Source organism: Streptomyces sp. NPDC015032 (assembly GCF_043080425.1).
Lineage (GTDB): Bacteria > Actinomycetota > Actinomycetes > Streptomycetales > Streptomycetaceae > Streptomyces.
Genome location: NZ_JBIBVN010000047.1, coordinates 29976 through 53293, shown reverse-complemented (window position 1 = coordinate 53293; position 23318 = coordinate 29976). Strand labels below are relative to the sequence as shown.

General features: G+C 71.8%; 20 protein-coding genes, 1 pseudogene and 1 riboswitch. Of the genes and pseudogenes, 13 read left to right on the top strand and 8 right to left on the bottom strand.

Going from position 1 to position 23318, the window contains the following annotated elements; genetic code table 11:
* Positions 1–95 precede the first annotated feature (95 nt).
* Positions 96–938: a 3-hydroxybutyrate dehydrogenase gene (locus ACF08M_RS36635; RefSeq protein WP_392189614.1), complete on the bottom strand. Its 843-nt coding sequence runs from the start codon at positions 936–938 to the stop codon at positions 96–98.
* Between the two features lie 440 nt (positions 939–1378).
* Here ACF08M_RS36635 and ACF08M_RS36630 point away from each other — a divergent pair, with 440 nt between their 5' ends.
* Entirely contained in the window at positions 1379–1822 is a 444-nt protein-coding gene (locus ACF08M_RS36630; protein ID WP_392189613.1) for a hypothetical protein, read from the top strand.
* Positions 1823–1894: 72 nt separating this feature from the next.
* Here ACF08M_RS36630 and ACF08M_RS36625 read toward each other — a convergent pair whose 3' ends face one another.
* The 3 genes from ACF08M_RS36625 to ACF08M_RS36615 form a co-directional block, all read right to left on the bottom strand.
* Positions 1895–2104, bottom strand: coding sequence for a hypothetical protein (locus ACF08M_RS36625; protein WP_392189612.1), 210 nt, complete (start codon positions 2102–2104; stop codon positions 1895–1897).
* A gap of 168 nt (positions 2105–2272) precedes the next feature.
* Positions 2273–2506, bottom strand: a complete 234-nt coding sequence (locus tag ACF08M_RS36620) for a ferredoxin (protein ID WP_392189611.1) — start codon at positions 2504–2506, stop codon at positions 2273–2275.
* Positions 2506–3966: an aldehyde dehydrogenase gene (locus tag ACF08M_RS36615; protein ID WP_392189610.1), complete on the bottom strand. Its 1461-nt coding sequence runs from the start codon at positions 3964–3966 to the stop codon at positions 2506–2508. Before ACF08M_RS36615 ends, ACF08M_RS36620 begins: the two co-directional genes overlap by 1 nt.
* 245 nt (positions 3967–4211) lie before the next feature.
* Between ACF08M_RS36615 and ACF08M_RS36610 the strand changes: the two genes are divergently transcribed.
* The 8 genes from ACF08M_RS36610 (at position 4212) to ACF08M_RS36575 (ending at position 13075) form a co-directional block, all read left to right on the top strand.
* Positions 4212–4709 carry a lipocalin-like domain-containing protein gene (locus ACF08M_RS36610; RefSeq protein WP_392189609.1) on the top strand — a complete coding sequence of 166 codons (498 nt, stop codon included), beginning with the start codon at positions 4212–4214 and terminating at the stop codon, positions 4707–4709.
* 311 nt (positions 4710–5020) lie between these two features.
* Positions 5021–6061 carry an MBL fold metallo-hydrolase gene (locus tag ACF08M_RS36605; protein WP_392189608.1) on the top strand — a complete coding sequence of 347 codons (1041 nt, stop codon included), beginning with the start codon at positions 5021–5023 and terminating at the stop codon, positions 6059–6061.
* Positions 6062–6113: 52 nt separating this feature from the next.
* Positions 6114–6249, top strand: a riboswitch (cobalamin riboswitch).
* Between the two features lie 107 nt (positions 6250–6356).
* Positions 6357–7631, top strand: coding sequence for a prenyltransferase/squalene oxidase repeat-containing protein (locus tag ACF08M_RS36600; RefSeq protein WP_392189607.1), 1275 nt, complete (start codon positions 6357–6359; stop codon positions 7629–7631).
* Positions 7628–8314, top strand: coding sequence for an SCO2322 family protein (locus ACF08M_RS36595; RefSeq protein ID WP_392189606.1), 687 nt, complete (start codon positions 7628–7630; stop codon positions 8312–8314). The genes ACF08M_RS36600 and ACF08M_RS36595 overlap by 4 nt, the downstream gene beginning before the upstream one ends.
* A complete protein-coding gene (locus ACF08M_RS36590) occupies positions 8311–9465 on the top strand; it encodes an energy-coupling factor transporter transmembrane protein EcfT (protein WP_392189605.1) in 1155 nt (384 codons plus the stop codon). Before ACF08M_RS36595 ends, ACF08M_RS36590 begins: the two co-directional genes overlap by 4 nt.
* Positions 9462–11243, top strand: a complete 1782-nt coding sequence (locus tag ACF08M_RS36585) for an ABC transporter ATP-binding protein (RefSeq protein ID WP_392189604.1) — start codon at positions 9462–9464, stop codon at positions 11241–11243. Before ACF08M_RS36590 ends, ACF08M_RS36585 begins: the two co-directional genes overlap by 4 nt.
* Complete coding sequence (locus ACF08M_RS36580) at positions 11240–12058, top strand: ECF transporter S component (protein WP_392189603.1); 819 nt, start codon at positions 11240–11242, stop codon at positions 12056–12058. The genes ACF08M_RS36585 and ACF08M_RS36580 overlap by 4 nt, the downstream gene beginning before the upstream one ends.
* A gap of 384 nt (positions 12059–12442) precedes the next feature.
* Positions 12443–13075 carry a hypothetical protein gene (locus tag ACF08M_RS36575; RefSeq protein WP_392189602.1) on the top strand — a complete coding sequence of 211 codons (633 nt, stop codon included), beginning with the start codon at positions 12443–12445 and terminating at the stop codon, positions 13073–13075.
* 66 nt (positions 13076–13141) lie between these two features.
* Here the strand turns inward: ACF08M_RS36575 and ACF08M_RS36570 are convergent, their stop codons facing one another.
* Positions 13142–14485, bottom strand: a complete 1344-nt coding sequence (locus tag ACF08M_RS36570) for an alpha/beta hydrolase (protein WP_392189601.1) — start codon at positions 14483–14485, stop codon at positions 13142–13144.
* A 106-nt stretch (positions 14486–14591) separates the two neighbouring features.
* On the bottom strand, positions 14592–15761 hold the full coding sequence (locus ACF08M_RS36565; protein ID WP_392189600.1) for a steroid 3-ketoacyl-CoA thiolase: 1170 nt from the start codon (positions 15759–15761) through the stop codon (positions 14592–14594).
* Between the two features lie 281 nt (positions 15762–16042).
* Here ACF08M_RS36565 and ACF08M_RS36560 point away from each other — a divergent pair, with 281 nt between their 5' ends.
* Both ACF08M_RS36560 and ACF08M_RS36555 read left to right on the top strand, forming a co-directional pair.
* On the top strand, positions 16043–17314 hold the full coding sequence (locus ACF08M_RS36560; protein ID WP_392189599.1) for a cytochrome P450: 1272 nt from the start codon (positions 16043–16045) through the stop codon (positions 17312–17314).
* 274 nt (positions 17315–17588) lie between these two features.
* Positions 17589–17759 (top strand): hypothetical protein, encoded by a 171-nt coding sequence (locus ACF08M_RS36555; RefSeq protein ID WP_392189598.1) that lies wholly within the window; start codon positions 17589–17591, stop codon positions 17757–17759.
* Positions 17760–18065: 306 nt separating this feature from the next.
* Here ACF08M_RS36555 and ACF08M_RS36550 read toward each other — a convergent pair whose 3' ends face one another.
* Positions 18066–20051: a bifunctional glycosyltransferase 87/phosphatase PAP2 family protein gene (locus tag ACF08M_RS36550; RefSeq protein WP_392189617.1), complete on the bottom strand. Its 1986-nt coding sequence runs from the start codon at positions 20049–20051 to the stop codon at positions 18066–18068.
* A 219-nt stretch (positions 20052–20270) separates the two neighbouring features.
* Here ACF08M_RS36550 and ACF08M_RS36545 point away from each other — a divergent pair.
* Both ACF08M_RS36545 and ACF08M_RS36540 read left to right on the top strand, forming a co-directional pair.
* Positions 20271–20381, top strand: a pseudogene (locus tag ACF08M_RS36545) (DUF2330 domain-containing protein); the annotation flags it as partial.
* A gap of 59 nt (positions 20382–20440) precedes the next feature.
* Complete coding sequence (locus ACF08M_RS36540) at positions 20441–20917, top strand: GNAT family N-acetyltransferase (RefSeq protein WP_392189597.1); 477 nt, start codon at positions 20441–20443, stop codon at positions 20915–20917.
* 189 nt (positions 20918–21106) lie between these two features.
* Here the strand turns inward: ACF08M_RS36540 and ACF08M_RS36535 are convergent, their stop codons facing one another.
* Entirely contained in the window at positions 21107–23158 is a 2052-nt protein-coding gene (locus ACF08M_RS36535; protein ID WP_392189596.1) for an MFS transporter, read from the bottom strand.
* Positions 23159–23318 lie beyond the last annotated feature (160 nt).

Below are 23318 nucleotides of genomic sequence, written 5' to 3'. Positions count from 1 at the left end.
ACCACCCCCCAGGTCATCCGTTCGACAGGGGGCAACAGTCATGCCGGGCCCGGAGGCCAGCGGCCCTCTTGCAGGACCGCGAAAAACATAACGGGTCAGTTGGCGGTCCAGCCGCCGTCCATGGAGAGCGAGGTGCCGGTGATGTGTCCGGTACGCGGCCCGCAGAGCCACAGCACGGCCTCGGCGACCTCTTCGGGTTCGATCAGGCGCTTGATCGCGCTGCGTTCCAGCATGACCCGGCCCACCACCTCCTCCTCGGAGATGCCGTGGGTACGGGCCTGGTCCACGATCTGGTTCTCGACCAGAGGGGTGCGTACGTACCCGGGGTTGACGCAGTTGCTCGTCACCCCGTGCTCCGCCGCTTCGAGCGCGACCACCTTGCTGAGTCCCTCCAGTGCGTGCTTGGCCGTCACATAGGCCGATTTGTAGGGGCTGGCCCGCAGGCCGTGCACGGACGAGATGTTGACCACGCGCCCCCAGCCGCGTTCGTACATGCCCGGCAGGGTCCGGCGCAAGATGCGGAACGGAGCCTCCACCATGACCCGCTGGATCAGTGCGAAGCGGTCCGGCGGGAATTCGTGCACCGGGGCGACGTGCTGGAGCCCGGCGTTGTTGACCACGATGTCCGCGTCGGCGGGCAGCGCGTCCACCGCGTCGGGGTCGGAGAGATCGACCACCCGGGCCGTCCCGCCGATCGCCCGCGCCAGCTCCTCGGCGGCGTCGGCGGCCTTGTCCACGACGTGGACCCTGGCTCCCGCGGCGGCCAGGGCCTGCGCGCAGGCCCGCCCGATACCGCTCGCCGCCCCCGTCACCAGGGCGGTGCGCCCGGCGAGGAGCGGGTCCGTGGACGACGGCGACGGACCGGCGGCGAGCGGCGGGACGGTGGCCGGGGCGGTGTGCGGGGCGGACCCGTGGTCCGGGCTCTGAGGAGTCTCCATGGTCGTCACCGTAAGGAGGCCGGAGCCCGCGTCACACGGGGCCGGTGCACACACCGCCGTAGGTCGGCATGGTGGCGGCGTACATGGTGCAGGTCCGCGCCGGGGACCGTCAGCGGGCCGTGTCCGCCGCCGCCCGCTGCTCCGTGGTCGGCTCCAGGTCCGCCGCGGCCGAGCTGAGAGAGTCACCGGCGGGATATTTCGTGATTGCCGACACCGGTTGTACGAACGGGTGAGCCTCTCTCGAACTGAGAGAACCACATGAATCACGTCGATTCGGCGGACCGCATACTCCGGGAAGCCAAAGCCGAATACCGAAATGGCCGTTTCACAGGTGAAATAAACCGCGCCCGCCGAGATCCGGGTGTCTGATATTCGGCCGGTTCTGCTTTTATTCACGGTGGAGTGCGGAGCGTGCATGACACCCTTGGGCGGTGCTGCTCATGGATCACGAACATCGCATCGAATTGCGTCCGCTGCGCTACCAGTTTCCGGCAGTCATCGGCGACCGGTACGACGACAACTGGCTGGTCGTCGAGGGCAGAGTGTCCACCTCCGGGGCCAGTTGGTCCTTCACCGACCCGTGCCTGCTGACCGAAGAGGCACGCCAGATCTCTCCGTGGCTGCGCGCCGCGGGTGGGGAGACACTCACGGGCACCCTGCCGGACCTCTCGTTCCTGGAGCCCGTTCTGTCGTTCAGTCATGCCGCGGGGCGCCCCGGCGCCGGGGCGGTCCGGGTACACCTCCGCTACGAGGCGGCGCCCGCGCGGCGCGACGGCGGTGACGGCCCGGACGAGTACGTGATCGAGATCAGGGCCACCGGCGAGGAGCTGCGCCGGGCGGCGGACGAATGGGACCACTGTCTGGCCCCGTTCCCACCCCGCTGACCCGGCCGGTCCCGCACCCCTGCGGACCGCACTTGGGAGCCGCGGTCTTCCGGGGTGCGGCGGTCCGGCATTTCAGGACTTGTGGGACCAGCCGATCATGGAGTTGTGGACCGCGGCGGAGCGGAAGGCGGCACGGTTGTGCTGGGCATCGCCCCGTGCCCGCTGCTCCAGGAGAAGGCCGTCGGCGTTCTCCGTACGGGAACTTCCGCGCCGAAGCAGAACGACAATCAGACATGTGGCCGCCGACGCCAGGAGGCCGAACATCACCAGAATTTCCACCATGACAGACGCCCCCTCGCATCGGTCACCGCAGAAAAACGCTTCCTGCGGTGACCCGATCGTATCCGGGCTCCGGGCGGCGTTCACTGCCTGAATCCGGCAGCGCAGGCCGCTCCGGGCCTTCCGGGGCAGGGCAGTCGCGGGGCACGTCCGCCCAAGGGCCGTCCCCGGCTATTCCTCCGGGGGGAAGACCGCCTCCCCCGAACCGGTCAGCGTGATCGTGATCGCCTCGACCGGGCAGCCCTCGGCAGCGGCCAGGACCTGCTCGTTGGCGTCGGTCTCCGGCGCCGACGGACGGGACTGCCGGGCGGAGTCCAGCGCGAAGCCGCCCGGCGCGTGGTTCACGCACATCCCGGAGCCGATGCAGACCCCGCGGTCGACCTCGACGGACCAGCGGTCCCCCATCACGCCCCCTCGTATCCGGCCGGCAGATGGATCATCTTGTGCTCGAAGTACTCGGCGTATCCCTCGGGCCCGAACTCCCGTCCCAGACCGGAGTTCTTGTAGCCGCCGAAGGGGCCGAGCATGTCGAGGCTGAAGGTGTTCACGCTGTATGTGCCGGTCCTGACCCGGCGGGCGACGTCGATGCCGCGCTCCGTGTCGGCGGTCCAGACGCTGCCGCTGAGGCCGTATTCGGAGTCGTTGGCGATCCGTACGGCCTCGTCCTCGTCGTCGTACGGGAGGAGGCAGATGACGGGGCCGAAGATCTCCTCGCGGGCGATGCGCATGGAGTTGTCGACATCACCGAAGAGGGTCGGCTCGACGTACCAGCCCCGCTCCTGGGAGACCGGACGACCGCCGCCGGCAAGGAGTTTGGCGCCCTCGTCCTGGCCGATCCGGATGTAGTCCAAGGAGCGCTGCTGCTGTCGCCGTGCGACGAGCGGGCCGAGTTCGGTGGCGGGATCGAGCGGGTCGCCGACCTTCAGCGCACCCGCGGCGGCGGCGAACGCCTCGGCCGTCTCGTCGTAGCGGGAGCGGGGGGCAAGGATGCGGGTCTGCGCGACGCACGCCTGACCGTTGATCATCCAGGCGAAGGGGACGATGCCCGCGACGGCCGCGTTCAGGTCGGCGTCCGGCAGGATCACGGCGGCGGACTTGCCGCCCAGCTCCAGCGTGACCCGGGTGAGGTTGCGGGAGGCGACCTCCATCACCCGGCGCCCCGCGGCCACGGACCCGGTGAACGACACCTTGTCGACGCCGGGATGCCCGACCAGGTACTCGCTGACCGCACGGTCGGCCGGAAGGATCGACAGCACCCCCTCCGGCAGCCCGGCCTCGGCGGCGATCTCGGCCAGGACGTAGGCGTCCAGCGGAGTTTCGGGCGAGACCTTGAGCACGGCGGAGCAGCCGGCCAGCAGCGCGGGCGCGAGCTTCGCGGCGGCGGTGAACTGCGGAACGTTCCACGGCACCACGGCCGCGACCACCCCGGCCGGCTCCCGCCGCACCAGCAGCGGCCCGAGAACCCCGTCCCGCCGCTCCTCGTACGAGAAGGAGCGGGCGACGGTGATCGCCGCGTCCCACACCATCATCGCGGCGAGCGACTGCACCATGACACCGGACGTGTACGGGGTGCCGTTCTCCGAGCTGATGATCCGGGCGATCTCCTCGTACCGCGCGGCGAACGCGTCCTTGATCCGGGTGATCACCGCGATCCGCTCGTCCACGGTCATCCGCGGCCAGGGCCCCTCGTCGAACGCCCGCCGGGCAGCGGCGACGGCCCGGTCCACGTCCCCCTCGCAGGCGTGCGGCACCCGGCCGATGACGTGCTCGGTGTGGGGCGAGACGACCTCGATGACATCCCGGCCCAGCGGGTCGACCAACTCCCCGCCGATGAACAGTTTTCCGTGTTCGACAAGCTCGGTCATGGCTGCTGCCTCCCGCGACCCGGAACGTTTCCCGACTCCCCAACTGACTCAGTGTCAGAACTGATACCAGTTCCAGTTCCAGGAGTCCACGGCCGCGACAACACCCGCGCGGGCTTCCGCCGCGTGCCGCACGGGTAGGGACGAGGACGAATCCGTCCGCACACATCCCAGAACCCCGGACGCAACCGAGAACCCCAGGACACCGGGAAAGCCCCGAAGCCCTGGAAGCCCAGGAAGGACATCACGTGCACACCCCATCCCGCACCGAACCGCATCGCCGGTCCGCCCCCCGGCCACACAGCTCCGAACACCCACTCGTGGGCGCCTGGCTGCTCAGCACCGTCGCCATCGTGGACGGTTCCGGTCACACACTCGAACACCCCCTGGGGCCGCACCCGACCGGGCTGCTCGCCTACACCGCCGACGGCCACGTGTCCGTGAGCATGCTGAACCCGGAGCTGGAGTCCGAGCCGGCGCCGGGTACGGCCGGGCCGGTCGACACCGCGACCCTGTTCAGGACCTCTCCCTATCTGGGATACGCGGGCACCTACGAGGTGGCGGGCGACCGGGTCGTCCACCATCTGAAGGTGGCGTCGTTGCGCCCCTGGGTCGGCGCCACGCAGGAGCGCCGATGGGAGATAGCGGGGGACCGATTAACGCTGCACCCCCCGACGGAGGGGACCGGCCAGAACGCACGCACCCCGCGACTGGTGTGGCACCGGCCCGCCGCGGACGCGGTGTGAGCAGCGGCGGATCCGCGCCGGCCGGCCCTCCGGTCCCGCACCCCGGTCACGCGCGCTGACCCATGAACCGTGGCCAGCGTGCCGCGTGAACGGCGCACGCGGGCCATGGCCGGGACGGCGGGACGGGAGGCGCCCGTGCCGCACCTCAGCTTGGCGTTTCGACACTGAACGCCAAGCTGAGAGCCTGTCGACGCCGAGCAGATGGCCGACCGGGGCTACTACTGGAACAAGTTCTCGTTACAGTGGGTGCGGTGCACCGCACACCCGTGCGTCCGGTACACCGGCCATGCCTCGGAGAGAGAGGGCAGCCCATGACGCAGGTGACCGACCACGGCGGGGGCGTGCACAGCATCAAGGTCCCCATCCCGGACAATCCGCTCGGCCACACCCTGGTGCACGTCCTCGACACCGATCGCGGGCCGGTCCTGATCGACACGGGCTGGGACGATCCGGAGGCGTGGGACACGCTCACCGCCGGGCTCGCCGCCGTCGGTACGGGGATCGGTGACATCCACGGCGTGGTCGTCACCCACCATCATCCCGACCACCACGGCCTCTCCGGGCAGGTGCGCGAGGCATCCGGGGCCTGGATCGCCATGCATGCGGCGGACGCCGCGATCGTGCGCCGGACCCGTGAGTCCCGGCCGGGCACCTGGCTGTCGTATCTCGCGGCGAAGCTCACCGCGGTCGGTGCGCCCGAGGAGCATCTCGCGCCGTTGCGGGCCGCCGCGGCCGAGCGGGGCCGGGCACGCCTCCTGCCCGGACAGCGGGCCGCGCTGCCGGACCGGGAGATCGTTCCGGGGGAGCTCCTCGGTCTGGCGGGGCGCGCGCTGCGGGCCATCTGGACACCGGGGCACACGCCCGGCCATGTCTGTCTGCATCTGGAGGAGCGGCATCCGGGGAATCTGCCCGGCCGGGGCCGGCTCTTCTCCGGGGATCATCTGCTGCCGGGGATCAGCCCGCACATCGGCCTGTACGGGGACCCGGACGACGCCGCGGTCACCGATCCTCTCGGCGACTACCTCGACTCGCTGGAGCGCATCGGCAGGCTCGGGGCCGCGGAGGTGCTGCCCGCCCATCAGTACGCGTTCGCGGACGCCGCGGGGCGCGTACGGGAACTCCTGGCCCATCACGAGGAGCGGCTGACCGGGCTGCTCGGGCTGCTGGTCACCGCCCTGACCCCGTGGGAGCTGGCCGAGCGGATGGAGTGGAACCGGCCGTGGGACCGGATCCCGCACGGCTCGCGGAACATCGCCGTCTCGGAGGCCGAGGCGCATCTGCGGCGGCTGGTGAAGCTGGGGCGCGCGGAGGCCGTGGCGGGGAGCGACCCGGTGACGTACATCGCGGTGTGACCACCCCACGACGGGGCCCGCTGCGGCCACCGGCCCGGAGCCCGGCCCTCCCCGCCCGGTACAGTGGGCGGGTCGTCATCATGCCCGTTCAGGGGGAAGCCGGTGCAAATCCGGCGCTGACCACGCAGCCGTGAGCCGTCGTCCGCGACGGTGAGCCGGAATGCCCTGTCCGCGGTCGTGACCGGCTCCCGCCACCGGGCCCCCGGTGGTCGGCACCGTCGAGGAATACGGGGCCGGAGCCTGGTGCCTGAGCGTGCCTGTGCCCTGATCCCCCGCAGGAGAGGCCCCGCCCGCCATGACCGTACGCCGCAGAGCAGCAACGCTCGCCGCCACCGCCACCGTGCTCTGTGCGGCCGCTGCCCCGGTCGCGGTCGCAGCGCCGTCCCCGTCGCCCTCGCCGTCCGCGGCACTGCCGTCGGGGCTGTACGGCACGAAGGACCCCACCTACGACGGTGTCTGGCGGCAGTCGCTCGCCTTCCTCGCCCAGCGGGTCGAGGGCGTCACGCCCGCCACGAAGTCGGTGGACTGGCTGATCTCCCAGCAGTGCTCCAACGGTGCCTACGCCGCGTACCGGCCCGACGTCTCCCAGCCGTGCACCGCGAAGACCGTGCTGGACACCAACGCCACCGCGGCGGCCGTCCAGGCGTTCGTCGAGGTGGACGGGCACCGGGACACCGTGAACAACTCGGTCCGCTGGCTGAAGTCCGTGCAGAACGAGGACGGCGGCTGGGGCTACGCCCCGGGCGCGCCCAGTGACGCCAACTCCACCTCGCTGGTGATCGGCGCCCTCGCCCGGCAGGGCCAGCGGCTCGGGGACATCACGACCCACGGCGGCAAGACCCCCTACGCCCCGCTGCTGAAGCTGTCGATCCCGTGCGGTGACAAGGACGGGGGCGCTTTCGCCTACCAGCCCGACAAGGCCGGGAAGCTCGCCGCCAACGCGGACGCCACCGCGGCCGCCGTGCTCGGCACGATGGGCAAGGCCCTGGCCGTCGGGAACAACCCCTCGGCCAAGGAGCCGACCTGCCACCCGGGGCCGGGGCTCACACCCGAGCAGGCCGCCCAGAACGGCGCCCACTACCTCGCGGACGCGCTCGCCACCAGCGGCCATCTCGACCTGCCGCCGATGCCCGGAGCCGACGACTCCACCCCGCAGCCCGACTTCGGCAACACCGCGGACGCGGTCGTCGCGCTGTCCGCCGCGGGCCACCAGGACAAGGCCGCCAAGGCCGTGACCTGGCTGAAGAAGAATTCCGGCGCCTGGGCCGAACAGAGCGGTCCCGCCGCCTACGCGCAGCTGATCCTGGCCGCCCACGCGACCGGCTCCGACGCCCGCGACTTCGGCGGCGTCAACCTGGTCGACCGGCTGAACGCGTCCGGTCCCGCACCCGCGGCCATCACGACGCCCGTCCCGTCCGCCGACACCGGGTACGTGGCCACGGAGAAGGACCAGGTCCACAGCGGCGACGACGTGATCGGCGGCGTGTGGTGGTACATCGGCATCGGTCTCGTCGTCGGCGCGGGCGCAGGCTTCCTGATCAGCGGTCGCCGGAAGAACCAGCAGCTGTGAGGCGGACGGGAAGAGCCACGGTCCTCCTGGTGGTCCTGGGGGCCGTCCTGACCGTGCTCGGCGCGGGGACGGCCCGGGCGGACGGGTACCGGTACTGGTCGTTCTGGGAGGGCTCCGGCACCGACTGGACGTACGCCACCGAGGGACCGTCCCTGGCCCGGCCGGACGACGGAGCGGTACAGGGCTTCCGTTTCTCCGTGAGCGAGGACTCGCAGGACTCGGCGAAGCCGCGCCGCTCCCCCGGGTTCGCGGAGATCTGCGCGGACACCCCGGCCGAGGACGGCAGCAAGCGGGTCGCGCTGGTCATCGACCCGGGCACGGCGGCGGACGCGCCGGCCGGGGAGACTCCTCCCGCGCCGCGTACCGCGTGCGCGCGGGTCGCCCCGGACGCGAGCACCGCGGAGGCACTCGCCTCGGTGGCCAAGCCGCTGCGTTACAACAGCGACGCGCTGCTCTGTGCCATATCCGGCTATCCGGGCTCGGGCTGCGGCGAACAGGTCTCGGGCACCGGGCACGGGACGCCGGCCGCCTCCGCGTCCGCGTCCCCGGCCGAGTCCGCGGCCGGCCCGGACGACTCCGGCGGCTCCGGCGGCGGTCCCTCCGCCGGGGCGCTCGTCGGGGTCGGCGCCGTTCTCCTCCTCGGCATCGCCGCAGTCGTGCAGGCCCGCCGCCGCCGCGGATGACGGCCTCGACCACCCGCCCGGTCCGGCCGCACCGCCCACTGCGCGCCCCCGGGGCGACCCGTGGCAACGCCCTGCCCGCCGGGGCCTGGTGGCTGTGGGCGCTCGGTCTGGCCACCGCCGCGTCCCGGACCACCAATCCGCTGCTGCTCGGGCTGCTGGTGGGGGTGGCGGGGTACGTGGTCGCGGCACGCCGCACGGACGCGCCGTGGGCCCGTTCGTACGGGGCGTTCGTCAAGATCGGGCTGTTCGTCGTCGGCGTGCGGCTGGTCTTCTCCGTCTTCCTCGGTTCGCCGGTCCCCGGTACGCATCCGGTGTTCACGCTCCCCGAAGTGCCGCTGCCCGACTGGGCGAAGGGGGTCCGGATCGGCGGCCGGGTGACCGCCGAGCAACTGCTCTTCGCGCTGTACGACGGGGCGAAGCTGGCCGCCCTGCTGATCTGCCTCGGCGCGGCGAACTCGCTCGCCAACCCGGCCCGGCTGCTGAAGTCGCTGCCCGGGGCCCTGTACGAGGCGGGGGTCGCCGTCGTCGTCGCGATGACGTTCGCGCCGAACATGGTCGCCGATGTGGCGCGGCTGCGCACCGCCCGGCGGCTGCGGGGCCGTCCGACCGGTGGCGTCAAGGCGGTCCTCCAGATCGGGCTGCCGGTCCTGGAAGGCGCGTTGGAGCGGTCGGTCGCGGTCGCGGCCTCGATGGACGCGCGCGGGTACGGGCGCAGCGCGCAGGTCCCGCCCGCGGTCCGCCGCACCACGAACGTCCTCACGCTCGGCGGGCTGCTCGGGGTGTGCGCGGGAACGTACGGGCTGCTGGCCGCGCAGGGCGCGGTGTACGGCCTGCCGCTGCTGATCACCGGCCTCGTCGCCGCGATGGCCGGGCTGCGGCTCGGCGGGGCCCGCTCGGTCCGTACCCGCTACCGGCCCGACCGCTGGGGCGCGCGGGCCTGGCTGGTGGCCGGTTCGGGGATCGCCGTGGCCGTGGCGATGATCTGGGCGGGCGGCGTCGACGCGGAGGCGCTGCACCCCGGAGTCGTACCGCTGACCGCGCCGGTGCTTCCGCTGTGGCCCGCGGCCTCGGTGTTGATCGGGCTGCTGCCCGCGGTGGTGGCGCCGATGCCGCCCCCGGTGGGCGCCCCTCATTCCAAGGAGAGCCAGTGATCCGGTTCGAGCAGGTCTCGGTGGAGTACGAGGGGACCGGGCACCCCACCCTCGCCGGTGTCGATCTGACCGTTCCCGAGGGCGAACTGGTGCTGCTCGTCGGCCCGTCGGGGGTCGGCAAGTCGACGTTGCTGGGCGCCGTCTCCGGTCTCGTGCCGCACTTCACCGGCGGCACGCTGCGCGGCCGGGTCACGGTCGACGGGCGCGACACCCGTACCCACAAACCACGCGAACTCGCCGACCTGGTCGGCACGGTGGGCCAGGACCCGCTGTCCCACTTCGTCACCGACACGGTCGAGGACGAGCTGGCGTACGGGATGGAGTCGCTGGGACTCGCCCCCGACGTGATGCGGCGGCGGGTCGAGGAGACGCTCGACCTGCTGGGTCTGGCCGGGCTGCGCGACCGGCCGATCGCCACGCTCTCCGGCGGTCAGCAGCAGCGGGTCGCAATCGGCTCGGTCCTCACCCCGCACCCGAAGGTCCTGGTCCTCGACGAGCCGACGTCCGCGCTGGACCCGGCGGCGGCCGAGGAGGTCCTCGCCGTACTGCAGCGGCTGGTGCACGACCTGGGCACGACGGTCCTGATGGCGGAGCACCGGCTGGAGCGGGTGGTGCAGTACGCGGACCAGGTCGTCCTGCTGCCGTCGCCGGGCGCCGCACCGGTCATGGGGGCGCCCGCGGACATCATGGCCGTCTCCCCGGTCCACCCGCCGGTCGTGGCGCTGGGCCGGCTGGCGGGCTGGGAACCGCTCCCGCTCTCGGTCCGCGACGCCCGGCGCCGGGCGTCGGATCTGCGCGAGCGACTGACCCGGGCACAGCCGTCCGGGCCGTCGCCCCGGGCGGGCGTGCGGGCCGGGACGACCGGCGCCACCGGTACGGTGGGTGCCGGTGCGGTGGGTGCCGCCGATGCGGTCGTGGCACCGCTGCCCGCCGCCCCGGCGGCACGGCGCGGGGTGCTCGCCCGGCTGCTGGGCCGCGGCGCACCCACCGCCACCGCCGTTCCCGGAACCGTCGTCGACGCCCCGGCGCGGGTCGAGCGGCTCGGCGTGCGGCGTGGGCGCATCGAGGCGCTGCGCCGGGTGACGCTCGCCGTAGCCGCCGGCGAGACCGTCGCTCTCATGGGCCGCAACGGGGCGGGCAAATCCACCCTGCTGGCCACGCTCGTCGGCATGGTCGAGCCCACCGCGGGCACCGTCCTCGTCGGGGGCCGGACCCCGCACCGTACGCCGCCGCGCGAGATGGTGCGCCGGGTCGGGCTCGTACCGCAGGAACCACGCGATCTGCTGTACGCGGACACGGTCGCCGCCGAGTGCGCCGCGGCCGACGCCGACGCGGGTGCCGCCGCGGGCAGCTGCCGGGCCCTGGTCTCCGAGCTGCTGCCCGGTGTACCGGACGACACCCATCCCCGTGATCTCTCCGAGGGCCAGCGCCTCGCGCTCGCCCTGGCCGTCGTACTGACCGCGAGGCCCCCGCTGCTGCTCCTGGACGAGCCGACCCGCGGACTGGACTACGCGGCGAAGGCCCGGCTGGTCGGGGTGCTCCGCGGCCTCGCGGCGGAGGGCCACGCGATCGTCCTGGCCACGCACGACGTGGAGCTCGCCGCCGAGCTGGCCCACCGGGTGGTGATACTCGCCGACGGGGAGGCCGTCGCGGACGGGGAGACCCGGCAGGTGGTGGTCTCCTCCCCTTCCTTCGCCCCGCAGACCGCGAAGATCCTCGCCCCGCAGGAGTGGCTGACCGTGGCGCAGGTGCGCGGCGCCCTGGGAGACCCGTCATGAGCGGGCCCCGGGTACGGCCGGTACGGCTCGGGCCGCGCGCGATCGCCGCGCTCGTCCTCGTCAGTGCGATCGGCGTCGTCGCGTTCGGCTGGCCGCTGCTGGCCGGTGCGGACTCCGGTCTGGCGCACTCCCAGGACGCGCCGTGGCTGTTCGCCGCGCTGCTGCCGTTGCTGGTCGGTGTGGTGGTCGCCATGATCGCGGACTCCGGCCTGGACGCGAAGGCGGTGGCGATGCTGGGGGTGCTGGCGGCGGTCGGCGCGGCGCTGCGCCCGCTGGGCGCGGGTACGGCGGGGCTGGAACCGATGTTCTTCCTGATGGTGCTGAGCGGCCGGGTGCTCGGGCCCGGCTTCGGCTTCGTGCTCGGCTCGGTGACGATGTTCGCGTCCGCGCTGCTCACCGGTGGAGTGGGTCCGTGGATGCCGTTCCAGATGCTGTCGATGGGCTGGTTCACGATGGGCGCGGGCCTGCTGCCGGGCCCGGACCGGCTGCGCGGCCGGGCCGAGCTGCTGATGCTCGCGGGGTACGGGTTCGTGGCGGCGTTCGCGTACGGCACGGTGATGAACCTGTACGGCTGGACGATCGTGCCCGGCCTCGGCTCGGGGATCTCCTTCCAACCGGGCGACCCGCTGCCGGAGAATCTGCTCCGCTTCCTCGCCTACTGCGCGGCCACATCGCTCGGCTGGGACCTGGGCCGGGCCGTGCTCACCCTGGTGCTGACCCTCACCATCGGCGCGACGCTGCTGAAGGCGCTGCGCCGGGCCACGCGGCGCGCCGCCTTCGAGGCCCGGGTCACCTTCGACGCCTCCGGCGAGTGAGGAGCCCCGCAGGCCCTTCGTCCTCCACTACGCGGGGCAGTGGCCCCCGCGCCACGTACCGGCGCCTCCGCGCCACCCCGCACCAGTTCCGGCAGGCCGACCACTGGTACTGAGCCGGCGCCCCCCTGAGCTCGCCGAAGGCCCCGGCGCTCGGGGCCTTCGCCGCGTTCGGAAACGGTCAGCACCGGTCACCACCGATCGCCCAAGAAATGACCACCTTCCTATAACTTGGCCAACTAAATTACTCGTTGGTCCATCTAGGCGCATTTCACTCGGCTATCCGTGCCCAGCAGCCCCCGAAGCGTTGTCACCTACGTGGAACCTCGCGAATTCTGGGATCGAAACACCATCCTGGCGGAAGCTTTTTGCGCCAGTGACGAACGCATGCGCTGTGCACAGGCGTTGCTGGACGAGGCGCGGGCGGAGCGGAGCAGGGCGCTCGCGGCCTTCGCCGTCACGGTCGGCGACGACGGCTCGATCGCGGATCTGATGGGCCTGAACGAACGCGAGGTGCGATTAGCGCGACGCACGGTGGGCCGCACCGATGCGCGGTCCCTCGCCGAGAAGATCCTGAACCAGACCACGCAAGCGGCGCGGGAAGGGGTGGCCGAGCCCCCTCCCGCGCCGGAGGTCCCCGTGCCGCATCCGCGCGAGGAGATGCTCGTCGCACCGCTCGCCGCGCCCCCGGATACGCCACCGGTCCCGCCCCCTCCCCCGTCTCCCCCGCTCCCGCCGGCCGAGATGGACGTCACCGTCGCCTGGTCGCCCAGCATGGACTCCGTACTGCTGTGGAGCTGGGAGTCCGGACTCGACGTACAGACGGTCGCCGCCGAACTCGGCCTGGACGTACGGGCACTGCTGACGCGCGTGCAGGAGCTCGCCAACGACGGACGGCTCACGCTCTCGCCCTCGGTCGCCGAGGTGAGCCGGTCCGGTCGGCACCGCCGTCAGTACGAGGAGGGGTACGCCTCGCTGTTCGGCCCCATGCCCGCCTTTCCCTCCCCCGCGCCGTACTGAGCGGTGGGTCCGTCCGTCGGGGCGGCTGCCGGGCCCCGGCCGGCCCGGCCCTCGGCGGCACCGGGCTCAGCGCCGCGCGGCGACCGTGTCGAACCAGCGCACGATCTGCGGTCCCGACTTCATGTACGTGGCGTTGTGGCCGGTCGATCCCTGGTCGACCACCTGGGCCACGGCACCGTGCGCGGCCAGATCGGCGGCGCAGTCACGGGAGTTGGCGATCGGCACGTCGGTGTCGCCGGACGAGGAGTAGAGGCGCACCGGGACGTCGGGCTTCCAGGCGCAGTTGCCGTCCTGGGCGCGCACCGCCGCCAGCAGGGCGCCGGTGGGGTGCTGGACCTGCCGGTAGTAGTCGTCGGTGAGCAGTTCCTTCAGCGTCGCGGGGAGCGCCGGGATGATCTGTTCCTCGGTGTGGTTGGTGTCGAAGAGGTCGTCGACAACTCCCGCGTACGGCTCGCGGAAGGCTTCGGAAGGGTCCTTGTAGAGCGGGTGCAGCCTGTTCTGCGCGGTGAGGAAGTAGGTCATGTAGAAGACGCCGCTGGTGTCGTTGATCCGGCCGTCGAAGAGGCCGGGCGTCTCCGCGTGTTCGATGTCGTACGGCCCCGAGACGGGGGCGAGAGCGCGGAGCCTGAAGTGCCGGTCGGCGCCGCCGTCGATGGCCCTGGCCAGGGCCATCGCCACCTGGCCGCCCTGGGAGAAGCCGCTCGCGTACACCTCGCCGGTGAGCGGCCGGCCCAGGCGCAGCGCGGCCGTGCGGGAGGCTCGCAGCATGTCGACGGAGGCGGTGACGGAGGATTTCGTGTCCATGTACGGGTGGCGGCCCGGGCCCTTGCCGAGGCCCAGGTAGTCGGGGGCGGCGACGGCGCGGCCGGCCGAGGCGTGGAGGTAGGGGGCGAAGCGGCCGAAGTCCTCGCCGACGGAGGGGGCGTAGTCCCGGTGCACCATGGTGCCGTGCGTGTCGGAGACCAGGTCCAGCCGGTGCGGGCCGCCCTTGGGGAGGACGAGGAGTCCGGTGGCGGTGGTGGGGGTGCCCTGCGGGGTGATGGTGCGGTAGGTGAGGCGGTAGGCGCGCAGGCCGTGCCGGACGGTGGCGGTGTCCATCCCTCCGGAGGCGAGGAAGCGGGCGACGTCGGCGCGGCCGAGGTCGGCCACGGGGGCGATGTCCACGAGGGCGCCCCTGCCGTGCGCGGCGGCCGGGCGGGACGGGGCGGCTGCGCCGGGGGCCTGTTGGGCGACGGCCGGCGCGGTGCCGAGCACGGCGAGAACCACCACGGCGGCGGCCGCCGCTCTTCGGCGGGCGGCGCGGCGGTGTCGGCGCGCCTTCCACGTGGCGTCGCTGACAAGGCTGTTGCTGCCCGTACGGCTGTTGTTGTCCGTACGGCTGTTGTTGTCCATACGGCTGTTGTTGTCCATGGACAAGACGCTAGGCAACCGCGCCCGGCGCCGGTATCGGCGTGGACCCCCGACCGGGGGTACACCTGACAACACCCCGGTCGGCGGGTTTCCCGACGATGCCGTGTCACAGCCGCTGGATGATGGTCCCGGTCGCCAGCGCACCGCCCGCGCACATCGTGATCAGTGCCAACTCCTTGTCCTGGCGTTCCAGTTCGTGTAAAGCGGTGGTGATCAACCGGGCGCCGGTGGCGCCCACCGGGTGGCCGAGCGCGATGGCCCCGCCGTTGACGTTGACCTTTTCGAGGTCCTGCCCGAAGACCTGGGCCCAGCTCAGCACCACCGAGGCGAAGGCCTCGTTGATCTCGACGATGTCGATGTCCTTGAGCGACATCCCGGCCTTGCCGAGCACCGCGCGGGTCGCGTCGATCGGTCCGTCGAGGTGGAAGTGCGGGTCGGCGCCGACCAGCGCCTGCGCGACGATCCGGGCGCGCGGCCTGAGCTTGAGCGCCCGCGCCATCCGCTTGGACGCCCACATGATCGCGCAGGCGCCGTCGGATATCTGCGAGGAGTTGCCCGCGGTGTGGACCGCGGTGGGCATGACCGGCTTGAGCCGGCCGAGCCCCTCCATCGTGGAGTCCCGCAGCCCCTCGTCCCGGTCGACCAGACGCCACATGCCCTGCCCGGCCGCCTGTTCCTCCTCGGTGGTCGGCACCTGGACCGCGTACGTCTCCCGCTTGAACCGCTCCTCGGCCCAGGCCACGGCCGCCCGCTCCTGCGAGATCAGCCCGAGCGAGTCGACGTTCTCCCGGGTCAGGCCGCGGTTGCGGGCGATGCGCTCGGCGGCCTCGAACTGGTTGGGCAGGTCCACGTTCCACTCGTCGGGCCAGGGCTTGCCCGGCCCGTGCTTGGATCCGCTGCCCAGCGGCACCCGCGACATGGCCTCGACACCGCAGCTGATTCCGATGTCGATCACTCCGGCCGCGACCATGTTGGCCACCATGTGGGATGCCTGCTGCGAGGACCCGCACTGGCAGTCCACGGTGGTGGCGGCGGTCTCGTAGGGAAGTCCCACGGCGAGCCAGGCGTTGCGGGCCGGGTTCATCGACTGCTCGCCGGCATGGGTGACCGTGCCGCCGACGATCTGTTCGACGCAGTCGGCGTGGATGCCGGTGCGGGCGAGGAGCTCTCGGTAGGTCTCGCCCAGCAGATAGGCGGGGTGCAGATTGGCGAGCGCGCCTCCGCGCTTGCCGATGGGGGTGCGTACGGCTTCGACGATGACGGGTTCCGCGGCCATGAGCTCGTCCTCTCCTCGCGCCTCCGCGGGGCGTCCCGGCGCCCACGGAAGGGAACTAGTACGCGTTCTAGTTCTGCGAGCAGTCTTATGAGGCTTACCCCCGGTACGCAAGGGTCTTGCACACACCTTGCGTCCGCTTCATGCCTGCCTCACCCACTCTTCACGCAACAGATCGGGCCACTCCTCTTGCCAGTTGTAGAACTCGTTACTACCTTTCGGGCAACTTCTGATGGGTCGTCACACATCGTTCGGGCGGCTCTCGGACCGACCTGGAGTTGCCGATGTCCTGCCCCCATCTGCCCGAAGGGTTCGACTTCACCGACCCCGACCTGCTCCAAGCCCGCATTCCGCACCCGGAGTTCGCACAGATGCGGCAGACCGCACCGGTCTGGTGGTGCGCCCAGCCGGCCGGTATCTCCGGCTTCGACGACGAGGGCTACTGGGTCGTCACCCGGCACGCGGACGTCAAGTACGTCTCCACCCACCCGGAACTGTTCTCCTCGAACACCAACACCGCGGTCATCCGCTTCAACGAGTCGATCAGCCGCGACCAGATCGACGTCCAGAAGCTGATCATGCTGAACATGGACCCGCCCGAGCACACCCGGGTCCGCCAGATCGTCCAACGGGGTTTCACGCCACGGGCGATCCGCTCCCTGGAGCAGGCCCTGCGCAGCCGCGCCCGCTCGATCGTCGAGACGGCGATGGCCTCGGCCGACGACGACGGCTCCTTCGACTTCGTCACGAACATCGCCGTCGAACTGCCGCTCCAGGCCATCGCCGAACTCATCGGCGTACCGCAGGAGGACCGGTCCAGGATCTTCGACTGGTCCAACAAGATGGCCGCGTACGACGATCCCGAGTACGCGATCACCGAGGAGGCCGGCACCGAGGCGGCCATGGAGATCGTCTCGTACTCGATGAACCTGGCGGCCGCCCGCAAGGAGTGCCCGGCCAAGGACATCGTCTCCCAGCTGGTCGCCGCGGAGGGCCAGGGGAACCTCTCCTCCGACGAGTTCGGCTTCTTCGTGATCCTGCTCGCCGTCGCCGGCAACGAGACCACCCGCAACGCCATCAGCCACGGAATGCATGCCTTCCTCACCCACCCCGACCAGTGGGAGCTCTACAAGAACGAACGGCCGGAGACGACCGCCGAGGAGATCGTCCGCTGGGCCACTCCCGTGGTCTCCTTCCAGCGGACCGCCACCCAGGACGTCGAACTGGGCGGGCAGCAGATCAAGAAGGGCGACCGGGTCGGGCTGTTCTACTCCTCGGCCAACAACGACCCCGAGGTCTTCGAGAACCCGGAGGCGTTCGACATCGCCCGCGATCCCAACCCGCATCTCGGCTTCGGGGGCGGCGGTCCGCACTTCTGCCTCGGCAAGTCCCTCGCGGTGATGGAGATCAACCTGATCTTCAACGCGGTCGCGGATGTGATGCCGGACCTGCGGCTGGTCGGCGATCCTCGGCGACTGCGCTCGGCGTGGCTCAACGGGATCAAGCAGCTTCAGGTCGCCAGTGCGGCCGCGAGCGCCACGACCGCCGGGAGCTGACCGCTGCCGGGAGCTCCGGACGGCGGGGCCTTCCCCCTCAGAGCCTGTCGGGTGACCTCCGACCGGGCGGCCACGCCCCGGCCCCCGCCGTCCGTACCGGCAGCCCCTGTCCCGTGCGAGCCCCCGCGCGGGACACGCACCCCCGCGCGAGGATCATGGCGGGCATGCACGCCCTGCTCTCCGCCTTCGCGCCCATCTGGATGCTCACCGCCATCGGGTACGCGGTCGGCCGCAGCGGTCTCCTCGGCGAACAGGCGGAAGCCGTGCTCGGCCGGTGCTGGCCGTCGTGCTCTGTTCCACGCTGCCGACCGCTCAGAACGCCTTCATCTACGCCCAGCAGTACGGACTCGACACCCGTGTGGTCCGCAACTCCGTCGTGGCCTCGACGGTGGTGTCCATGGCCACGCTCTCCCTCGCCTCCTGGGCGCTGGGGGCAACTCCCTGAACCGTTCGAGTGGCGGCCCCGGGCCGATGGGCGGATGCTGGTCGGGCGGCGATCCATACCGAAGGGGTACGGGGGACGACTCGTCGTCCCCCGTACCCCTTCGGCCCGCGCGGATGTGCGCCGGTCCCGCACAGGCAGGCAGCACCCACTGCTGCGCGGCCTCCACGGTTTGCAGGTACGGATCAGCAGCTGCGCACCGCCCACGGCGCCGTCCTCGGCATGCAGGCAGCGGACCTGCCGCCCCGTCGAACGCTCTCCCCCATCGCTGTCCCGCCCCGGGCCGAACGCCCGCCGACGCGCCCGCTCCTACGCGCCGCCCGATCTGCTGCCCACCGCGTCGCCGGTCGTCCTCGGCGACGGCACCGGCACCGGCAGGTCGTCCTGCGGTTTCGCCGCCGCCGGCACGGCCGGCGCCCGCAGCTTCCGGGGCCCCGCCAGTACGTAGGTCAGCCCGAAGCCGAGGGCGACGACGAGCGCGCCGCCCACCGCGTCCAGCACCCAGTGGTTGGCCGTGGCGATGATCGCGGAGACCGTGAACAGCGGGTGCAGCAGCCCCAGCGCCTTCATCCACAGCTTCGGGGCCAGCATGACGATGACCACACCGCACCAGAGCGACCAGCCGAAGTGCAGCGAAGGCATCGCCGCGTACTGGTTCGTCATCGAGGTCAGCGATCCGTAGTCCGGCTTCGCGAAGTCCTGGACGCCATGGATCGTGTCGATGAAACCGAGCCCCGGCATCAGCCGGGGCGGGGCCAGCGGGTACAGCCAGAAGCCGACCAGCGCGAGAAACGTGGCGAAGCCGATGGAACTGCGGACCCAGCGGTAGTCCGCGGGGCGTCGTACGTACAGCACGCCGAGGATCGCCAGCGGCACGATGAAGTGGAACGTCGAGTAGTAGTAGTCGAAGAAGCCCCTCAGCCAGCCGACCCCGACGACCGCGTGGTTGACCCAGTGCTCGATGTCGATGTGCAGCCACTGTTCGAGGGAATGGATCTGGCGGCCGTGCTCTTCGGCGGTGGCACGGCCCGCCGTCGCCGCGAGCCTGACCTGCGCGTACGCGGAGTACACGACCCGGATCAGGAGCAGTTCCAGCAGCAGGTTGGGCCGGCTGAGCACCCGCCGCCAGAACGGCAGCAGGGGGACGCGGCTCCAGCGGGCCGGGGCCGGGGCCGCGTGGTCCGTGGGGATCGGCTGCTGCCAGTACGGGGAGGTGCGCAGCAGGAACGGTGCGGCGCAGGCCGCGCCGAGCGCCGCGATCAGCAGCACGTTGTCGCGCAGCGGGAAGACCACCGCCTTGTTCGGCAGCAGCATCTTCCCCGGCAGCGTGCTCACGAGCACCACGACCGTCGGCCACACCAGCCGGTCGGAGGCCCGCTTGCCCACCCGGCCGACCACGGCGAGCAGCACCCACAGCAGCTGGTGCTGCCAGGCGGTCGGCGAGACGGCGACGGCGACGCAGCCGGTCACGGCGACGGCGAGCAGCAGCTGCCCGTCGCGCGCGTACCGCACGGCGCGGCGCAGTCCGAGCCAGCAGACGGCAGCCGCCAGCACCACGAACAGCACTCTTTCGAGCGGGCCCGCCAGACCGAACCGGAGCAGCGCGCCGTGCAGGGACTGGTTGGCCAGACTGTCCGGGCTGTCACCGAGCCCGGCGCCCGCGACATGGTGCACCCAGTAGGTCCACGAGTCGCTCGGCATCGCGGCCCAGGCCAGTGCGGTGCAGGCGGCGAACGCGGCACCGCCGGTCACCGCGGCCTGCCGGCGGCCGGTGAACCAGAGCAGGACCGCGAAGAGCAGCACGGCCGGCTGGAGCGCGGCCGCGAGCCCGATCAGCAGTCCCGAGGCGCGTTCCCCGCGAACGGCGAAACAGGCCAGCAGCACCAGCAGGACCGGCAGGATGCTGGTCTGCCCCAGGTGGAACGCGTTGCGGACCGGCAGGGACAGCATCAGCAGGCTGATCGCGACAGGGGCGGCCAGCAGTGAGGTGCGGCGGCTGACGGGGCCCGGCAGCGCGCGGGCGGCGACGATGCCCAGGGCGACGACGAGCAGCAACGAACCGAAGGTCCAGACGACGCCCAGGCTCTGTTCCGCGGTCCGGGTCAGCGGCTTCAGCACCAGCCCGGCGAACGGGGTACCGGTGAAGCGGTCGTTGTCGTACAGCGAGCCCGTCACATGCAGGACACCGTTCTCACCGATCCAGGTCTCCAAATCGGTGAGCCGTTCCCCCGGTGGCTGACGCAGCACCACCGCCATCTGCCGTACGGCCAGTGCGGCCACAACCAGCCAGAGCAGAGCCCGGGCAGCCCCGGTCCTCGCCTCCGTCGCCGCATCTTCGCGCACACTGTGCTCCGCATTCGCCACGCTGCGCCGCCCCTCCCGCCGTTTCCGTGCCCGTCCCTCGACCTGGGCGTGCTGTGAAACCTTCGCATTGCGCTATGAGGTAGACACAATCAACCCCCTCTTCGCCTGACTGTCATCCTCCTTTTTCCGAAAGAATGACCGAAACGCCGCAGGCTCGCCTCGACGCCGCAGCAGCTCGGCCTGTACGTCCTGGCGGCGCACCGGATGGAGCCGCGCGGCGCGATCGGCGGCGATGCGCCGCAGGTGACGTACGCGGGCAGGAGCGCCGCCTGCGGACAATCCGTTCGCACCTCTGATCATGCTCAGGCCAGAATGACGGCATGACCTGGACCGCGGCCGCCGAGCCCTTCGACTCCCCCGATGCCGCGCTGCTGCGTCGCGACTACTACGACGAGGTCGCCAGTCGCTACTGGGGCCGGCCGGCCACCGCCGAGGAGATCGACGAGGGGCTCACCGACGACGGTGCCGACCGGCTCGTCCCGCCCACCGGCCGGTTCCTCGTCGGCCGGTTCGGCGGGAAGCCGGCGGCCTGCGCCGGGTTCCTGCTGGTGGACGCGGGGCTGGCGGAGCTGACCCGGGTGTTCGTACGCCCGGAATACCGCGGCACGGGCGGCGGCGGGCTGCTGCTGGCGGCCGTCGAGAGCGCGGCGCGCGCCGTCGGCGTACGAACCATCAGGCTCGACACCCGCAGCGATCTGGTCGAGGCACGGGGGCTGTATGCCAAGCACGGGTACCGGGAGGTCCCGGCGTTCCACCGCCGGCAGTTCGCGGAACACTGGTTCGCCAAGGAGCTGTAAGGGGCTGAGGGGCTCCGGAAATCACCGGAGCCCCGGCGGGGTCCCCGGGGGGCGGAGTTCCGGTGGGGTCCCCGGGGGCGGAGTTCCGGTGGGGTCCCCGGGGGCCGGAGCTCCGGCGGGGTCCCCGGGGGCCGGAGCTCCGGCGGGGTCCCCGGGGCCCGGAGCTCCCGGGGCTGTTCGCAGGGCGGCTCACGCGGGTCCGGCCGCGTGGTTCCGCCTCGGCTCGGGGCTGCGCGGCCGTTCCTTGCTCGATCCGCTCGTCTCGGCGGTCAGCTCCGCCACGAGCCTGACCAGATCGGTCGGCCGCTCCGGCCCCCACCAGTCGCCCAGCAGTTCCGCCATCGACTGTTCCCGGGCCTCCGCCAGCTTCACCACCACTTCCGCACCGGCCTCGGTGAGCACCAGCTGTACCCCTTCGCGCCGGACCAGTCCGCGCTCCTCCAGCTGACGCGCCGCCGCGGTGATCACCCGCACCGGCACCGGGGCGTCGTCGGCGAGCCGGGCGGGTTCGACCGTCCCGTGCCGCCTGATCCGCAGCAGCATCCAGCTCGCCGCGGGCAGCAGGTCGTATCCCGCCCGCTCGGTGATCTCCTCGTAGATCTCGCGGCGGCCCTCACGGGTGGCGAGCACCGAGAGAGCCCGGGCGCATTCGTCGTACGAGGACCGCTCGACCGGGTTCGTCGCCAGGGTCTCGGTGGGTTCCGGGGCGGTCACCGAGCCGCGCAGCCTGTCCTCCTTGAGGAACCAGGCGAAGGCGAAGGCGACCAGGACGACGGGTGCCGCGTACAGGAACACATCGGTGATCGAGGTCGAGTACGCGTGGAGCACCGGGGGCCGCAGCGCGGGCGGCAGCCGGCCGATGGCCCGCGGGTCGGCGGCCAGCCCCCCGGCACCGGCCCCGGGCGGCAGGGTGCGGCCGGCCAGCGCCGCGGCCAGCTTGTCGGTGAGCCGGTTGGTGAAGATCGTGCCGAAGACGGCGACGCCGAACGAGGCCCCGATGGAGCGGAAGAAGGTGGCTCCGGAGGTGGCGACACCGAGGTCCTCGTACGTGACGGCGTTCTGCACGACCAGCACCAGGACCTGCATCACCAGGCCGAGCCCGGCACCGAAGACGAAGAAGTAGACGCTCATCTCCGCCGTACTGCTGGTCTCCGTGAGCCGGTGCAGGAGCAGCAGTCCGATGGTGGTGATGCCGGTGCCCGCGACCGGGAAGACCTTCCAGCGGCCGGTGCGGCTGACGATCTGTCCGGACGCGGTCGAGGTGAGGAGCAGACCGGCCACCATGGGAAGCATGTGCACACCGGACCAGGTCGGCGTGATGTTGTGCACCACCTGCAGGAAGGTCGGCAGATAGGTCATCGCGCCGAACATCGCGAACCCCACCACGAAGCTGATGACGGAGACGAGGGTGAAGGTCCTTGTCCGGAACAGCTCCAGCGGGATGACGGGCTCATCGGCACGGCGCTCCACCTGTACGAAGGCGATCAGCAGCAGCACGCTCAGCACGGCGAGACCGATGCTCTGCGCCGAGCCCCAGGCCCAGGTGGTGCCGCCGAGCGAGGCGACGAGGACGAGGCAGGTGGCGACGGAGGCGATGAGGAAGGTGCCGAGATAGTCGATGGTGTGCTTCGTGCGGTGGACCGGGATGTGCAGCGCGGCGGCGATCACGAGGAGCGCCACGACGCCGACCGGCAGGTTGACGTAGAAGACCCAGCGCCAGCTGAGGTGCTCGGTGAAGAGACCGCCCAGGAGCGGTCCGAGGACGCTCGTCGCACCGAAGACCGCGCCGAACAGGCCCTGGTACTTGCCTCGTTCGCGCGGCGCGACGAGGTCACCGACGATCGCCATCGACAACACCATGAGGCCGCCGCCGCCGAGGCCCTGAAGGGCGCGGAAGCCGATGAGCTGCACCATGTTCTGGGCGACGCCGCAGAGCGCCGAGCCGATGAGGAAGATGACGATGGCGCTCTGGAAGAGCTTCTTGCGCCCGTACTGGTCGCCGAGCTTGCCCCAGAGCGGGGTCGCGGCGGTCGATGCCAGCAGATAGGCCGTGACCACCCAGGAGAGGTGTTCCAGCCCGCCGAGGTCGCTGACGATGGTCGGCAGCGCGGTGGAGACGATGGTCTGGTCGAGTGCGGCGAGCAGCATGCCGAGGAGCAGCGCACCGATGGCCACCATGACCGACCGCGTGGAACGGTCCCCACCGAGGGCGGGGGCCGGGGGGCTCAGGTGCTGGGCCATAGAACATCTCCTCGGGTCCACTACGTCCCCATCCTGGCCGTTCCCTGCCGTTATGGCCTGCCGAACGGGACCGGTAGAGGCCGAACGGGCTCTGCGCACGGCGGGCCGCTGCCCGTCGGCCTCGCCGCCGTCGGCCGCTTCCCGTCGGCCCGGGAGCACT